This window comes from Allofournierella sp., assembly GCF_048388525.1.
In the GTDB taxonomy this organism is placed as follows: domain Bacteria; phylum Bacillota; class Clostridia; order Oscillospirales; family Ruminococcaceae; genus BQOK01.
This window is the reverse complement of record NZ_DBGCTQ010000111.1, coordinates 57,232-72,352: the sequence shown is the minus strand read 5'-3', so window position 1 is coordinate 72,352 and position 15,121 is coordinate 57,232. Positions and strand designations below refer to the sequence as shown.

Below are 15,121 nucleotides of genomic sequence, written 5' to 3'. Positions count from 1 at the left end.
GGCTACGGCTACGCCGCCGAGGGCGACGCCACCACCGCCATGCTCATGGCCGCCATGCATACCCTGTGCGGCGAGGCCAATTTCAGCGAGATGTACATGATGGACCTGGCCCGCGAGGCCATTCTCTTGTGCCACGCGGGCGAGGGCAACTGGGCCACCGCCCGCACCGACCGCAAGCCCTTTTTGATGGACCGGGTGTTTGGCGAGGGGGGCCTGTCCAATCCGCCCACCCCCATCTTCACCCCCCGCCCCGGCCGCGCCGGGGTCATGAGCCTGGTGCACCTTTCGGGCGAGCGCTTCCGCCTGGTCTACGCGGCCGGCCAGATGCTGGACAAGTGTGATCTGCGCCGCTGCGACATGCCCTACATGTTCTTCCGGCCAGACAGCGGGGTGCGCCCCTGCGTGACCGCCTGGCTGGAAGCAGGCGGCACCCACCACGAAACCATTGTATTGGGCGAGCACACGGCGCGCATCCGGCTGTGGTGCCGCCTTGCCGGCGTCGAGTTCGCCGCGGTCTGACCCCCCTCGAGAGAAAGGAGCAAACAAACCATGATCAAAACCATCCGGCGTTCCCTCACCGACCTGCTGGGCGAGGGCTACATCTCCCACGTGTGCGCCGCCCGCGCCGCCCTCACCGGCGAGGCCCCCGAGGCGCTGCGCGCCGTGGCCGGCGAATCGGTCGATTTTTACCCCGCCGCCTTTGCCGCCCGCCAGGAGGAGCTGATGGGCCGCCTCGGCCAGGCGCTGGTCCCCGCCTTTGAAAACGGGCTGGACGGCGCGCCCACCGGCTCTTACCAGGCCGCGCAGCACAGCTTTGCCGCGCCTCTGGGCGGGCTGGGCTGCTTTCGCATCGGCGAGGACGGCCGCCTTTACTTCGCGGGCAAAAGCGAGCACTATCACATTCCCCTGGGGCACGATTTCCCGGGCTATCGCCTGATCGAAAACGCCAAAAAGCTGGGCATCCCCAACGCCACCCACAACAACACCCGCGGCTTTGTGACCCGCACGCTGGAGCGCAGGCTCATCGCGGCGGCAAACGGCATGGACCCGGGCGATGCGGCGCTGGACGCGCTTTTGGCCAAAAAAGAGCCGGGCGTGCTGAACACGGTCATCAACCTGGAAACCGGCTCGCTGGCCGTGGAGGCCGCGCTCAAGATGATGCTCTCCCGCTTTTATTCCATCGACGGCAAGCCCGCCCCCTACGAGGGCCGGGTGCCCGTGTTCCTGGTCATGGCCGACAACGCCGGCGGGGTCACCGCCGGCTACCACGGCACCACCGTGCTGGCCCAGACCCTGCGGGGGCTGTGGCCCGCCTTCGGCAAAAAAGCCGGGGAGGCACAGCTTTACAAGGTGGTGCCGGTGCCCATCAACGACCCCGCCGCCTTCGGGGCCGCCGCCCGGCAATACAATGCCGGCGCTTACAAGACCGCGGGCTTCTGCCACGAGATCATCATGATGAACTACGGCGGCATCCGCCTTTCCGAAGAATTTTTGCAGGCGGCCTACCGGATCTGCCGCGCCACCGACACCCCGGTATTGTGCGACGAGATCCAGTCCTGCGCCTGGTACGACGGGCTGTTCCTGTTCCGCAAATACGGCCTTTCGCCGGACTTTGTGTCCATCGGCAAGGGCTTCCCCGGCGGCAATTACCCGGCCAGCAAAATCCTGGCCAGCCGCGCGTTCGACAGCCTGAACCAGTTCGGCGCGCTGGTCACCAATGGCCAGGAGGAGCTGGCGAGCCTGGCTTATCTCATTACCATGGAATTCATTGCGGCCAACGGGCCGCACATCCAGGCGGCGGGCGGGTATTACCATGCCCGGGCGGCCGAGCTTGTAAAAAAGCACCCCAGCGTTTGCACCGGTGTGGAGGGCGACGCCCACATGACCGCCCTGTGCTTTGCCCGGGTGGACGACGCGGTGGACTTCTGCGCCCGCATGAACCGGGATTTCTGTGTGGACATCAGCGCCCAGACCTACAAACCCAACTGCCCGCCGGTGGCGCTCACCAAGCTGCCGCTCATTGTGACCGAGAGCATGGCCGACCGGCTGCTGGCCCTGTTCGACGCCGCGCTGGCCCAAACGGCCGGCCGCGAAGGGAGGGCGTAAAGCATGGAGCCTGTGCGTTTTGGCGTGATCGGCTGCGGCCTGATGGGCCGCGAGTTTGCCAGCGTTTCCATGCGCTGGCTGCACCTGGCCGCAGACCTGCCCCGCCCGGTCATCGTGGCGGCGTGCGATCTGTCCGATGGGAACCTCGACTGGTTCCGGCAGGTGCCGGACACAAAATATTTCTACCACGACTACCAGGAGCTGCTGCAAAACCCCCAGGTGGAGGCCGTGTACTGCGCGGTGCCCCACCACCTGCACGCAAAGGTCTACGGCGACGTGATCCGCGCGGGCAAGCACCTTTTGGGCGAAAAGCCCTTCGGCATGGACCTGGCCGCCTGCGGGGAGATCCAGCGGGCCGTGGCCGGCCACCCGGAGGTGTTCGTGCGGTGCGCCAGCGAGTTCCCCTATTACCCCGCCGTGCAGCAGATGGTCAAATGGTACCGCGAGGGCGCGTTCGGCCAGATCATCGAGGCGCGCTTCGCCATCAAGCACTCGTCGGACCTGGATCTCACCAAACCCATCAACTGGAAGCGGATGCGTGCCGCCAACGGGGAATACGGGTGTATGGGGGATCTGGGCATCCATACCCAGCATCTTCCGTTCCGGCTGGGCTTTGTGCCCCGCACCGTCACCGCCCAGCTTGCCAACATTGCCAAAACCCGGCCGGATGAAACCGGCCGCCCGGTGCCCTGCGAAACCTGGGACAATGCGATCCTCACCTGCGAGGCGCAGAATGCCGCGGGCGATACCTTCCCCATGCAGCTGGAGATGAAGCGCATGGCCCCGGGCTGCACCAACACAGTGGAATACGAAATTTACGGGCTTAAAATGTCGGCCAAATTCACCACCGACGACCCCAACGCCATCCGTTACACCCAGCCGGTGGGCCGCGAACAGGCCTGGGCGCGGCTGGTGGTGGGTCAAAAAACGCTCTATCCCGTCATCACCGGGTCCATCTTTGAGTTCGGCTTTTCCGACTCGCTGCTTCAGATGTTCGCTGCCTTTGTGAGCGAGCTGCGCGGCCTGCCCTGCGGCTTCGGCTGCTTTACCCCCGCCGAGGCGCTTCTCAGCCACCGGGTGCTCACCGCCGCGCTGGAATCCTACACCCGGCGGCGGGTGGTGGAACTGGAGCCGTAATATCCCCCGCACCCTGCAGCATGCCAAAGAGCGCGCCCCCCTGGCAGGGGGGGGCGCGCTCTTTACCTTGTCTGCCGCAAAACCGGCGGAACATTCAAAACAAAACCCGCCGCTTTCAGGGGTTCACCACGTTCTGCGGGCTGCCCGCGGCAAAAGCCTTCAGGTTTTCCACCGCAATGTCCATCAGCCGTGCCCGGCTTTCCCGGGGGGCCCAGGCAATATGCGGGGTGATCAGGCAACCCTCCTCGCGCATCAGGGGGTTATCCGGCCGTGGGGGCTCCACCGCCAGCACGTCCAGCCCCGCGCCGGCCACCTTGCCGCTGTGCAGGGCCTCGGCCAGGTCCTCCTCCACGACCAGCGGCCCGCGCGAGGTGTTGATCAGCAGCACGCCGTCCTTCATTTTGGCAAGGGTATCCCGGTTAATGATGCCCCGGGTTTCGGGCAGCAGCGGGCAGTGCAGGCTGATCACGTCGCTCTCAGCCAGCAGCTCCTCCAGCGGCACCATGCGGGCCAGCCCGTCCCCGCCCGCAAATTTGTCGAACGCCAGCACCCGCATGCCGAATGCCGCCGCCAGGGCGGCGGTGGCCCGGCCGATGCGCCCGTAACCCACCACGCCGAAGGTCTTGCCCGCCAGCTCGGTCAGTGGGGTGTTCCAATAGCAAAAATCCGGGCAGCGGCTCCACTGCCCCTCCTTCACCGAGCGGCTGTGGTCGCCCACGTGGTGGCACAGCTCCAGCAAAAGCGCCATCACCATCTGCGCCACAGCGGTGGTGCCGTAGGTGGGGATGTTGCACACGCAGATGCCCAGCCGCTTTGCCGCCTCCACATCCACCACATTGTAGCCCGTGGCCAGCATGCCCACGTATTTTAGAGTGGGGGCCAGCTTTTCCAGGGTTCCGGCGTTCAGGGGCACCTTGTTCACGATCAGCGCCTCGGCCCCCGCGGCCCGGCGCAGGGTTTCGCCGTCGCCCTGGGCAAAGGGGGTGCGGTCGTACACCGTCACCTCGCCCAGCGCCTCAAATCCGGCCCAGCTCAGGTCGCCGGGGTTCTCGGTGTAGCCGTCCAGAATAACGATTTTCATGGCCGCCCCTTTCCGCGCAGCGCTTCAATGCCCGCCGCGCCCAATGCCAAAAGGCCGTTGTCGCTGTTCCACATGTTCATCTGCATGCCCTCCCGCAGCCAGGGCTCCAGCGGGGCGGCGGCGCCAAAATGCACGCCGGAATATTTGCCGCTGGCCTTTGCCGCCGCGATCACGCGGCGGAAGGCCGCCACGATCTCCGGGTGGTCGAACTGGTTCAAAATGCCGTAGTCCTGGGTCATGTCGTTGGGTCCGATAAAGCCCACGTCAATGCCCTCCACCGCCAGGATCTCCTCAATGTGCTCCACCCCCCGGCGGGATTCGATCTGGCACATCAGAATGGTCTCGTCGTTGGCGCGCGCCATGTATTCGCGGCCATCCACCTTTTCAAAATCCGTGTGCGGGCGGCTCAGCGACACCCCGCGGTGCCCCAGGGGCGCGTATTTTGCGCAGTCCACCAGCATGCGGGCCTGCTCCGCCGTTTCGGTGTTGGGCAGCAGCAGGCCCGAGGCGCCCATCTCCATAAATTTCAGGGCGTGCTCCCGGCGCATCTCCGGGATGCGCACCAGCGCCGGCATGCCGATACCGCGCGCCGCGGCGATGATGTTCGCCGCCTCACGTGTGGTGAACGCGCCGTGCTCACAGTCCACAATAAAAAAATCGAACCCGCAGTTCTTTAAGATCTTCCCGATGTCCGGGCTGGCGAAGGTGGTCACCATGGTGCCGAGCACCTGTTCCCCCGCCCGCAGCCGCTGTTTCAAAAAAGCCATTTCGTCCGCTCCCTTTCCTCTCTGTTTCTCATTCCATCTGGTCCAGCCGCAAGGTGCGCACCCGGTGTTCCTGCCGGGCCATCAGCGCTTCCACCTCGGCCCGCGCGGGCAGCGCCATGCCAATGGCCCCCTGCTTTGTGATCACCAGCGTGCCCGCGCAATTGCAAAAACAGGCCAGCCGCGCCAGGGGCATCTCCTCCTGCAAGCCCACGCACAGGGCCGCGGCCAGGGTGTCGCCCGCGCCGGTGGGGTCCACGGGCGGCTCGTCGATGCCGGGCGCAATGGCCACAAGCCCTCCGCTGCTGAGCACCGCACCGTCCTTGTCGCGGGTCAGGGCCACCACCTTTGGCCCCATGGCGTGCAGCGCCCGCAGCACGTCGCCCACCGTTTTCCTGCCGGTGATCATCTGCCCTTCCGCAAGGGTGGGCGCCACCACGTCCGCGTGGGCCACCGCCCACAGCAGCCGGCGGCGCGCCTCCTCGTCGGCCGCCAGCTCCCGCCGGATGTTGGGGTCGAACGAAACCAGCACCCCGGCCGCGTTCGCCAGCTCCACCAGCCGCTGGCAGGCGCCGCGCATCTGGGGGGTGAGCTCCAGCAGCATGCCGGGAAAGTGCACCGCGTAGGCCGACCGGATATGCTCTTCGTCCAGATCCTCTGCGCGCAGCAGGCTGCCCACCGAGTTCTTGCGGTAATATTGATAATTCCGCCCGCCGGGCAAATATTCCAAAAACGCCAGGCCGATCTGCCCCTCGTCCGCCACGATCAGGTGCGACAGGTCCACCCCCTGCGCCCGCAGGGTGTCGGTCACCATGCGGCTCAGGCTGTCGCTGCCCACCTTGCCGATAAAGCCGCCCCGCCCGCCCAAAAGCGTGACCGCACAGGCAAAAATACCCGCGGAACCGCTGGCTGTTTTGATCACGGGGCCCGCTTCCTCAATGCGCATGTTGTCCCTTCCGGGCACCAGGTCCACCAGCAGTTCACCCAGCGCAAGGATCTCTTTTCGCGCCTTCCCGCCGCCCTGTGCCGCCTGTTCCATGATCTTCCTCCCGCTTCCATCTTAAAATGTGAATATTATTAGTAATAATAAATCAATATAAATAATATTTTCAGTTTCAGTATAGCCGAGAAAACTTTTGATGTCAATAGAAACAGCACCGGCTGGCCGCCAAAAGATTTTGGGATATTTTGTTCACTCTGTTTGCTTTTTCAAAAATATCCATTATAATATTAGCAGGATATTATTAAAAGGAGTTGGCGGGCTATGAAAAAGGCGACCTCCCAGGATGTGGCCGAACTGGCCGGCGTTTCGCAGGCCACGGTATCTCTTATTCTGAACAACAGCGATAAGATCACCTTCAGCAGCGAAACCAAGGAGCGGGTGCTCACCGCTGCGCAGCAGCTTGGCTACAAGCTGCCCCAGCGCAAAAAGCAGCAGGAGAAGCACTCGAGCCACATGCTTCTGGTGCTCACCCCCACCCTGACCAACCAGTATTACGCCGAGCTGATCCAGGCCATTGAGGACTATGCCGACTCGCTGGACCACCGGGTGATCGTGTGCAACACCTTCCGCAAGCCGGATCTGGAAAAGTTCTATCTCGACACCTTTGTGGGCAGCCATGTGGACGGCATCCTCTACACCTTTCTGCCCAGCTTTCCCCGCCTGATCGAGCAGATCGCCGTCACCACGCCCACCGTCATCATCGGGGAAAAGCAGGCCGACCTGTCCATCTGTTCCATCGAGCTCAGCAACGTGAGCGCGGGCGCCATGCTGGCCGAGCATCTGTACCAGCTGGGGCACCAAAAGCTGGTGTTCATCTCCACCCCCTTCAACCAGCTCACCCTGGCGCGCGAGCAGCGGCTCGAGGGCATCCGCCGGCAGCTGGAATCCCACGGCATCATGGACGGCCTGGAGGTGCTGGTGGCCGAGCGCCAGGCCGAGCAGGACAGCCGCGACGACGGCCTGCCCTATGAGTACTCGGTGGGCCGCCAGCTCACCGCCGAGCTGATCCGCCGCGAGAGCACGGCCACCGCGCTCATCGGCGTGAACGACATGACAGCCCTGGGCATCCTGGCCGAGCTCACGGGCCGCGGCTTCCATGTGCCCCGGGACTTTTCAGTCTGCGGCTTTGACAACATTTTTTCCGCCGGCGTCACCACGCCCGCCCTCACCACCATCGACCACCACCTGCGCACCCGCTGCCAGTCGGCGGTAGACATGGTCATCCAGCAGAACAGCCTGCCGCATGCCAGCGCGCAGACGCCTATGGTAAACAAGATCGAATATACCCCCCAATTGATCGCGCGCGGGTCCACCGGGCCCTGCCCCGCCCGGCGCGGCACTGTGCGGCTGTAAGCCGCCGGAAAGGAGCTCTGCATGCGTTCTGAACACTTTCGTTCCCTTTTGGTGAGCAGCCTGTGCAAGGTGCTGCCCGGCCGCGCGCCGGAAGGTGCGCCCCTGCGGCGGGTGGAGGGCCTGTGGGGGGAAACCCTCTCCTTCCAGCTGGCTTTCACCGCCCTTTGCCCCGAGCGCGACCTGCGCGCCAATACCCTGCGGGTCGAGCTCGTTTCGCCGCTGGCCGATCGGGTGCGCATGCGCTCGGTGCTGAACGTGCCGGTCATGCTGCCCAGCTGCGGCGAAACCGACGGGGACTATCTCTCCCATCAGCCCGGCATGTTCCCGGACCTTCTGCGCGAGCTGCCCTCCTTTTTCGTGCGGGCTGTGCCGGGGCAGTGGCGGGCGCTGTGGTTCGATCTGCCCTTAAGCCGCGAGCTCACCCTGCCGGAATACCCCCTCACGCTGCGCGTGCTGAACGGCCAGGGCGCGCTGCTGGCAGAGCACACCCTCACGGTGGGGGTGGTGCCCGCCGAGCTGGCGCCCCAGCAGCTCATCCATACCCAGTGGTTTCACGGCGACTGCCTGGCCGACTACTACGGCGTGCCGGTGTTCAGCGAGCAGCACTGGGCCATCATGGAAAACTTTTTGCGCGAGGCGGGCGCCCACGGCATCAACATGATCCTCACCCCGCTCTTCACCCCGCCGCTGGACACCGGGGTGGGCATGGAGCGCACCACCATCCAGCTGGTGGGCGTGCGGTGTGAAAACGGCGTCTACACCTTTGACTTCTCGCAGCTGGAGCGCTTTGTGGCCCTGTGCGAAGCCTGCGGCATCCGCTGGTTCGAGATGTCCCACCTGTTCACCCAATGGGGCGCGCAGTGCGCTCCCAAAATTCTGGTGTGGGAAAACGGTGTGCTGCAAAAAAAATTCGGCTGGCACACCCCGGCCATGGGGCCGGAATACCGGGCCTTCCTGGCGGCCTTTCTGCCCTGCCTGACCCGCTTTTTCTCCGGGCGGGGCCTCGCCGACCGGGTCTACTTCCACATTTCAGACGAGCCGGAGCTCGGGCACCTGGCCTCCTACCGGGCGGCGGCGGAGTTTGTGCGGCCCTACCTCGCCGGCTTCAAAACGCTGGACGCGCTGAGCGATTACGAATTCTACCGCACCGGCTGCGTGGAGCGCCCGGTGGTGTCGAACGATCACATTGAAACCTTTTTGGAGCACGGGGTGCAGGACCTGTGGACCTATTACTGCATGGGGCAGGGCAAGGACGTGGCAAACCGGTTTATCGCCATGCCCTCGGCCCGCAGCCGCATTCTGGGCGTGCAGCTTTATTTGTACCAAATCCAGGGCTTTTTGCACTGGGGCTACAATTTTTACAACGCACAGCACTCCCAGTCGGTGCTCGACCCCTATTTCTGCACCGACTGCGGCGACGCCTTCCCCGCCGGGGACCCCTATCTTGTGTATCCCGGCCCAGGCGGGCTGCCCGAGGAATCCATCCGGCTCATGTCCACCTGCGAGGCGCTGTTCGATCTGCGGGCGCTGCAGCTTCTGGAAGCGGCCCGCGGGCGCAGCTTCACCCGGCAGCTCATCCACGAAGGGCTGAATTATTCCATCACCTTCCGCCGTTACCCCCGGGGCGGGGAATGGCTTCTGGCCATGCGCGCCCGGGTGAACGCGGCCCTGCGCGCCGCGCAGCAGGAAGGCCTTCTGTAACGCCCCGCTCCCCAGCGCGCCGGCCGGGTTTGCCGCCGGTTTCCTTTCGTTTGCATAAAAAATCGCCGGGGCCCGCCTTTTGCAGCGGGCCCCGGCGATTTTCAGCGGGCAGGCGAACGGTACGCGCTGGGCGCGCGGCCGTACTCCTGCCGGAAATTCCTGCAAAAATAGTTGGGCGAGTTAAAGCCGCAGCGCATGGCGGTCTCACTCACGCTCAGGCCCTCGTCCAGCAGCTCCAGCGCCTTCTGCAGCCGCAGCTGGCGCAGGTATTCGGTGGGCTTGCGGCCGGTAAGCCGGTGGAACAGGCGGCTGAAATAAAACACGCTGTAGCCCGCAGTGCGGGCCATGTCCTCCAGGGTGATGTTCTGGGCGTAGTTCTCTTCCAGATACAAGAACAGCGCCCGGAACCGCTCTCCCTCCCGCTGGCGCATCTGCCGCTCAGCAGCGCTTAACGGGGCGGCGGGCGCCCGCCGGTACAGCTCCAGAAAAATATGCAGAAGGTCCGCCTTTGCCGCCAGTTCAAAGCCCGGGGCCTGCCGCGCGCACTCTTTTACCAGGTGTTCCAGCAGCTGGCCGCAGCGGGCCGTGGCGGGCGCCGCGTTGGCAAAACGCACCTCGCCCTGCAAAAACGGCTGGATGTAGCGCGCGGTGCACACATCCGCCCCGCCGCCCAAAAAGGCGGGGTCCAGAATGATGCAATAATAATACAACAGCCCCTCCGCGCTGTACGCCGTGTGGATGTCGAAGGGGTTCAAAATGGCAAGCTGGCCCGGGCCAAGGGTAAAATCGCTCTTGTCACAGCACAGCTGCAGCCTGCCCCTCCGGATGTACAGCAGCTCGAACTGCTGGTGAAAGTGCCCCCCAAACACCATCTGCGGCCCGCTGATCAGGGTCTTGCGCACGATCACCGGGAAGTCCGGCCGCGGCACGGGGATGTTCTCCCGCACGATTCGGTTGTTCATAGCCGCCTCCTCTCAAAATAAAAAAGCAAATATCTGTCTGTCAAAACGGGCCGCCCTGCGGTCCGTTTTTTGCTGCAAAGCGCCGGCGGTCCTTCCATTTTGTTCCTTGTTGTGGTATTTACAGCCAGTTTTTTATCAACTTAAAAAATTTAATTATTATTATAGCACAACCAGCCTCCGGCGGCACAAATTGCTTTTGATCCAAAAAATACCTGCCAGCAGAGCAAAAAACTGCAGACAATGGGCAACAAAATGAATGCGGGCCCCAGTCCGCTGCTCTTATAATGAAAGCACACCGAACAAAAAAGGAGCGTGAAGCGGAATGAACCCTGTCACAGCAGTGGTGGTGGGCGCGGGGGACCGGGGCCGCCATGTGTACGGAACCTATGCGCTGGAACACCCCGGCGAGCTGCGCATCACCGCCGTGGCCGAGCCGGACGAGGTGCGCCGCCGCGAATTCAGCGAGCTGCACGGCATCCCGCCCGAGCGGAGCTTTGCCGGCTACGAGGAATTGTTCGCCGCGCCCCGCCTGGCCGACGCGGCGCTCATCTGCACCCAGGACGGCATGCATTACCGCCCCGCCCTTCTGGCAAAGCAGGCGGGCTATCATGTACTGCTGGAAAAGCCCATCTCCAACACCCCCGAGGAGTGCGTGCGCATCTGGAAGGACTGCGCGCAGACCACCGCCGAGGGGCAGATCTTTGCGGTGTGCCATGTGCTGCGCTACACCCCCTTCTTTTTGCAGATCAAAAAGCTGCTGGACGAGGGCGCGGTGGGCAAGCTCGTGAACCTGCAATACGAGGAGGACATCGGCTTTTACCACTTTGCCCACAGCTATGTGCGGGGCAACTGGCGCGACGAGACCGCTTCCAGCCCCCTTGTGCTCGCCAAAAGCTGTCACGACCTGGACATCCTGCGCTGGCTGGCCGGCAGCCCGGTGCAAAGCGTCACCTCCACCGGCTCGCTGGTGGAGTTCACCCCCGAAAACCGCCCCGCCGGCGCGCCGGAATACTGCGCCCAGGGCTGCCCCGCCGCCCAGAGCTGCCCCTACAACGCGGTGCGGCTGTACCGTTGGTTTGCGCCCGCCGGCTTTTTGCGCCAGATCGTGGAGATGGAAGACCCCACCCACGATCTGGACCACGCGCTGCTGCATACCGGCTACGGCCGCTGCGTGTATGCCTGCGGCAACAACGTTCCCGACCACCAGGCCGTGGGCCTGCACTTTGAAAACGGGGTCGACGCTCAGCTCACCATCACCGCTTTTTCCGGCCGCATCACCCGCATCGTGCACATCATGGGCACCCGGGGCGAGATTCAGGGGGATCTGGCGAAAAACCTGATCTGCCTCACGGATTTTGCCACCATGAAAAAAACGCGCATCCGCCTGGACGTGCCCGCCGAAGGGCACCACGGGGGCGACCGGGGGCTCACCGGCAGCTTTGCGGCGGGCGTGGCCGGCGGCGGCGCCACCCTGCCCACCACCCTGGCCCAGTCGCTGGAAAGCCACCTCATGGCCTTCGCCGCCGAAAAGGCGCGGCGGGAACACACGGTGGTGGATTTTAAAGAATTTATCCGCCCGTTCGGGCTGTAAACCGCAAGGAAGGTGATCTGCATGGCCCTGAAACCGAATATTCTTCTCATCAACTGCGACGACATGGGCTACGGCGACCTGGGCTGCTACGGCTCGGCCGTCAACCACAGCCCCCATGTGGACGCGCTGGCGCAAAACGGCGTTCTCTTCACCGATTTCTACGCTCCCTCTCCGGTGTGCAGCCCCAGCCGGGGCGCGCTGATGACCGGCTGCTACCCCAACCGCATCGGCTTCTCCTCCTTCGAGGGCAAGGCCGTGCTCATGCCGGGGCAGGGCATCGGCATCAGCCACCGGGAATACACCCTGCCCCAGGCCCTGAAAAGCGCCGGCTACGCCACCATGCTGGTGGGCAAATGGCACTGCGGCGACCAGCCGGAATTTTTGCCCACCCGCTATGGCTACGACCGGTACTACGGCCTGCCCTACAGCAACGACATGGGCCGCCAGCGCCGCACCTGGGCGCCGGTGGAACAGGTCGACAAGGATTTTCCTCCCCTGCCCCTTTTGGAGGGCGAGGAGGTCATTCAGCAGCAGCCCGACCAGCGGGGCCTGATCGAGCGGTATGTGGAGCAGTGCGTGCGCTTTATCCGCGAAAGCGCACGGGCGGGCAAGCCTTTTTATCTCAATTTGGCCCCCCTGCAGGTGCACCTGCCTCTTTACGCCCCCGAGCGGTTCGTTGCGGAATCGCACAACGGCGATTTCGGCGCCTGTGTGGCCGCGGTGGACTGGGCCCTCGCCGCCCTGGAAGCCGAGCTCAAGCAGCTTGGCCTTCACGATAATACCCTCATCGTTTTCACCTCGGACAACGGTTCCCGCGCCGACCACGGGGCCAGCAACGGCCTGCTGCGGGGGGCCAAGTGCTCCACCTGGGAGGGCGGCCAGCGGGTGCCCTGCATCATGAGCTGGCCCGCCGCCATGCCCAAGGGCAAGGTGTGCGGGGCGCTCTCCTCCCACATCGACTTTTTGCCCACCTTCGCTCATCTGGCGGGGGCCGCGCTGCCCACAGACCGCATCATCGACGGGGCGGACCTCACAGAGGTGCTGCTGCGCGGTGGGGGCGAGGGCCGGGCCGAGTTCCGCTACTACCGTTTTGAAACGCTGGAAGCCGTGCGCCGGGGCCGGTACAAGCTGCACCTGTTTAAAGAGGACGGCCCCCGCCGGGAGCTGTACGATCTTGCCGCAGACCCGGGCGAAACCACAAACCTTTACGCCGAGAAGCCCGGGATCGTGGCCGAGCTCATGCAGGCGGTAAACGATGCGCGGCAGGATCTGGGCTGCGCGGGCGCCGGGGTAACCGGGCAGGGCAACCGCCAGCCGGGCCGGGTGGCTCATCCCAAAAAGCTCACCGGTAACTTCGACCCGGACCACCCTTACATCATCGCCCTGTACGACAAGGAAGAGGATTTCTGATCCCCCTCGTTTTCCGGGCCCCCGCGCGGGGGCCACGACCGATAAAAACCGTCTCAAGGAAAGGAAGGAACCACACATGAAAAAACTCACGAGTCTTTTGCTGGCGCTGTGCCTGGCGGCAGGGCTGCTGGCAGGCTGCGGCGGGGCGCCCTCCGCCCCCGCTCCGGCTTCGGCCCCGGCCACCCCCCAGAGCCAGGGCGGGGCCGCGCCCGCGGGCGAATTGCCCACCCTGCGGGTGGCGGTGATGCCCCTGGTCACCAGCCTGCCGGTCAAGTACGTCATGGAAAACAAGCTGGACGAGGAGCGGGGCTTCAAAATCGAGCCCCTCACCTTCTCCACCGGTGCCCCCATGAACGAGGCGCTGGGCGCCGATCTGTGGGATGTGTCCACCATTGGCGTGGCTGCGGTCACCAGCGTGGCTGCCTATGGCGGCGTGCTGGTGGGCGATCTGCTGGAGGCCAGCGACGGCATCGGCCTCTACGTCCGGCCCGACAGCCCCATCGCCCAGGCAAAGGGCGCAAACCCGGATTACCCCGACCTCTTGGGCAATGCCGAAACCGTAAAGGGCGCCAAATTCATTCTGGACATCGGCACCATCAAGCAGCTCAACGAGCTCAAATACTTAGAGGCCCTGGGCCTTGCCGATACCGACATCTCCACCATCAACATGGACACCGCCCAGGGCTACCAGGCCTTTTTGGCGGGCGAGGGCGACGTGGTGGGCCTGATGCCCCCCTTCAGCTTCATGGCGCTGGACAACGGCTGGGTGAACATCGGCGGCCTCAAGCAGCTCGGCATCCCGGTGGTGGACATGATGGTGGCCAACGGAAAATCACTGGAAAACGAGCAGACGGCGGAGCTGATCGTCAAATTCCTCGACGCGGTCTACACCGCGAACCAGGCCCTGAACGACGACCCGGAAATGGCAAAGCAGCTGCTTGCCCAATACTACACCGAGAACGCCTCCGAGGTGGACGAGGCGAACATCGCCCAGGACATCGGCCGCATCCACTTTTTGACCAAAGAGGACATGAAGGCCCGCGAGAACGGGCAGTTCCTCAAGATCATGGCCGAGTTCATGCACTCCACCGGCAAGGTGGAGGACGGCAAGATGAGCCTGTTCGAAACCAATGTGACCGACCAGTATCTGAACAAGGTGCTCGCCGGCTGAGTTCTGCGGGGCAGGTGCGGCGCGCATCGCGCGCCGCACCCTTTTACGGCAAGAAAGTTGGTGTGATATGAAACGCAAAAAATACCGCTGGCTGTCGCTGGTCAGCGTTCTGGCCGTGCTGGGCCTGTGGCAGCTGGTGACCGACGGGCTGCACCTGATGCCGGACTACATGCTCCCCAGCCCCATGGCCGTGTGCCGGGCTTTTGCCTACAAGCTGGGCGGCGGCGTGAACCCGGACGGCGCGAGCCTGTGGACCCACATCTTCACCAGCCTCAAAATCGCGCTGGGCGGCTATGTGGCGGGCGCGGTGATCGGGGTACCGCTGGGCGTGGCCATGGCCTGGTATAAAAAGGTGGACCTGTTTGTAAAGCCCCTCTTCGACCTGCTGCGGCCCATCCCGCCCCTGGCCTGGATCCCGCTCATGATCCTGTGGTTCGGCATCGGCTACGGCGCCAAGGTGGCGATCATCTTCATCTCCGCCATGATCGCCTGCGTGGTGAACTCCTACGCGGGCATCAAGCAAACGCGGCAGGTGCACATCTGGGTTGCCCAGACCTTTGCCGCCTCGGACCTTCAGATCCTGCTGCGGGTGGCGCTTCCCACCGCCTGGCCCATGATCTTTACCGGGCTCAAAACCTCGCTGGGTTCGGCCTGGATGGCCCTGGTGGCCGCCGAGCTGCTGGCCTCCACCAGCGGCCTTGGCTACATGATCCAGATGGCCCGCCAGATGGGCCGGGCCGATATCATCGTGGTGGGCATGATCGTGATCGGGCTCATCGGCGCGGCGCTCAGCGCGCTGCTGGACCTGCTGGCAAAAAAACTGGTAAAAAGGAGGAACTGAT

The 15,121-nt window shown here is 64.3% G+C and carries 12 protein-coding genes and 1 pseudogene; 9 read left to right on the top strand and 4 right to left on the bottom strand.

The annotated features are described in order from the left end of the window. The 3 genes and pseudogenes from ACMLHZ_RS13775 to ACMLHZ_RS13765 all read left to right on the top strand — a co-directional run. A pseudogene (locus ACMLHZ_RS13775) lies at positions 1 to 519 on the top strand (arabinose isomerase); the annotation flags it as partial. 30 nt (positions 520 to 549) lie between these two features. Next, entirely contained in the window at positions 550 to 2,106 is a 1,557-nt protein-coding gene (locus ACMLHZ_RS13770) for an aminotransferase class III-fold pyridoxal phosphate-dependent enzyme (protein WP_418668251.1), read from the top strand. 3 nt (positions 2,107 to 2,109) lie between these two features. Beyond that, positions 2,110 to 3,243: a Gfo/Idh/MocA family protein gene (locus ACMLHZ_RS13765; RefSeq protein ID WP_418668250.1), complete on the top strand. Its 1,134-nt coding sequence runs from the start codon at positions 2,110 to 2,112 to the stop codon at positions 3,241 to 3,243. Positions 3,244 to 3,358: 115 nt separating this feature from the next. Here the strand turns inward: ACMLHZ_RS13765 and ACMLHZ_RS13760 are convergent, their stop codons facing one another. Genes ACMLHZ_RS13760 through ACMLHZ_RS13750 form a run of 3 tightly spaced genes read right to left on the bottom strand, consistent with a single transcriptional unit; the run spans position 3,359 to position 6,127 of the window. Continuing rightward, the gene (locus ACMLHZ_RS13760; RefSeq protein WP_418668249.1) at positions 3,359 to 4,324 is read right to left on the bottom strand and encodes a D-2-hydroxyacid dehydrogenase; all 966 of its coding nucleotides are present in this window, start codon (positions 4,322 to 4,324) and stop codon (positions 3,359 to 3,361) included. After that, positions 4,321 to 5,091, bottom strand: coding sequence for an HpcH/HpaI aldolase family protein (locus tag ACMLHZ_RS13755; protein ID WP_418668248.1), 771 nt, complete (start codon positions 5,089 to 5,091; stop codon positions 4,321 to 4,323). The genes ACMLHZ_RS13760 and ACMLHZ_RS13755 overlap by 4 nt, the downstream gene beginning before the upstream one ends. A gap of 28 nt (positions 5,092 to 5,119) precedes the next feature. Continuing rightward, a complete protein-coding gene (locus tag ACMLHZ_RS13750) occupies positions 5,120 to 6,127 on the bottom strand; it encodes a sugar kinase (RefSeq protein ID WP_418668247.1) in 1,008 nt (335 codons plus the stop codon). Positions 6,128 to 6,352: 225 nt separating this feature from the next. Between ACMLHZ_RS13750 and ACMLHZ_RS13745 the strand changes: the two genes are divergently transcribed. Then, positions 6,353 to 7,444, top strand: a complete 1,092-nt coding sequence (locus ACMLHZ_RS13745; protein ID WP_418668246.1) for a LacI family DNA-binding transcriptional regulator — start codon at positions 6,353 to 6,355, stop codon at positions 7,442 to 7,444. Between the two features lie 21 nt (positions 7,445 to 7,465). Beyond that, a complete protein-coding gene (locus tag ACMLHZ_RS13740; RefSeq protein ID WP_418668245.1) occupies positions 7,466 to 9,145 on the top strand; it encodes a DUF4091 domain-containing protein in 1,680 nt (559 codons plus the stop codon). Positions 9,146 to 9,246: 101 nt separating this feature from the next. Here ACMLHZ_RS13740 and ACMLHZ_RS13735 read toward each other — a convergent pair whose 3' ends face one another. After that, positions 9,247 to 10,107, bottom strand: a complete 861-nt coding sequence (locus tag ACMLHZ_RS13735; RefSeq protein ID WP_418668244.1) for an AraC family transcriptional regulator — start codon at positions 10,105 to 10,107, stop codon at positions 9,247 to 9,249. Between the two features lie 322 nt (positions 10,108 to 10,429). Between ACMLHZ_RS13735 and ACMLHZ_RS13730 the strand changes: the two genes are divergently transcribed. The 4 genes from ACMLHZ_RS13730 (at position 10,430) to ACMLHZ_RS13715 (ending at position 15,120) form a co-directional block, all read left to right on the top strand. Beyond that, on the top strand, positions 10,430 to 11,698 hold the full coding sequence (locus ACMLHZ_RS13730) for a Gfo/Idh/MocA family protein (RefSeq protein ID WP_418668243.1): 1,269 nt from the start codon (positions 10,430 to 10,432) through the stop codon (positions 11,696 to 11,698). Between the two features lie 21 nt (positions 11,699 to 11,719). Then, positions 11,720 to 13,108, top strand: coding sequence for a sulfatase (locus ACMLHZ_RS13725; RefSeq protein ID WP_418668242.1), 1,389 nt, complete (start codon positions 11,720 to 11,722; stop codon positions 13,106 to 13,108). 76 nt (positions 13,109 to 13,184) lie between these two features. Next, the gene (locus ACMLHZ_RS13720) at positions 13,185 to 14,279 is read left to right on the top strand and encodes an ABC transporter substrate-binding protein (protein WP_418668241.1); all 1,095 of its coding nucleotides are present in this window, start codon (positions 13,185 to 13,187) and stop codon (positions 14,277 to 14,279) included. A 67-nt stretch (positions 14,280 to 14,346) separates the two neighbouring features. Further along, entirely contained in the window at positions 14,347 to 15,120 is a 774-nt protein-coding gene (locus tag ACMLHZ_RS13715) for an ABC transporter permease (protein WP_418668240.1), read from the top strand. Position 15,121 lies beyond the last annotated feature (1 nt).

Coding starts and splice junctions, on each gene's coding strand:
- ACMLHZ_RS13770 (WP_418668251.1), top strand. CDS start 550: ATGATCAAAACCATCCGGCGTTCCCTCACCGACCTGCTGGGCGAGGGC.
- ACMLHZ_RS13765 (WP_418668250.1), top strand. CDS start 2,110: ATGGAGCCTGTGCGTTTTGGCGTGATCGGCTGCGGCCTGATGGGCCGC.
- ACMLHZ_RS13760 (WP_418668249.1), bottom strand. CDS start 4,324: ATGAAAATCGTTATTCTGGACGGCTACACCGAGAACCCCGGCGACCTG.
- ACMLHZ_RS13755 (WP_418668248.1), bottom strand. CDS start 5,091: ATGGCTTTTTTGAAACAGCGGCTGCGGGCGGGGGAACAGGTGCTCGGC.
- ACMLHZ_RS13750 (WP_418668247.1), bottom strand. CDS start 6,127: ATGGAACAGGCGGCACAGGGCGGCGGGAAGGCGCGAAAAGAGATCCTT.
- ACMLHZ_RS13745 (WP_418668246.1), top strand. CDS start 6,353: ATGAAAAAGGCGACCTCCCAGGATGTGGCCGAACTGGCCGGCGTTTCG.
- ACMLHZ_RS13740 (WP_418668245.1), top strand. CDS start 7,466: ATGCGTTCTGAACACTTTCGTTCCCTTTTGGTGAGCAGCCTGTGCAAG.
- ACMLHZ_RS13735 (WP_418668244.1), bottom strand. CDS start 10,107: ATGAACAACCGAATCGTGCGGGAGAACATCCCCGTGCCGCGGCCGGAC.
- ACMLHZ_RS13730 (WP_418668243.1), top strand. CDS start 10,430: ATGAACCCTGTCACAGCAGTGGTGGTGGGCGCGGGGGACCGGGGCCGC.
- ACMLHZ_RS13725 (WP_418668242.1), top strand. CDS start 11,720: ATGGCCCTGAAACCGAATATTCTTCTCATCAACTGCGACGACATGGGC.
- ACMLHZ_RS13720 (WP_418668241.1), top strand. CDS start 13,185: ATGAAAAAACTCACGAGTCTTTTGCTGGCGCTGTGCCTGGCGGCAGGG.
- ACMLHZ_RS13715 (WP_418668240.1), top strand. CDS start 14,347: ATGAAACGCAAAAAATACCGCTGGCTGTCGCTGGTCAGCGTTCTGGCC.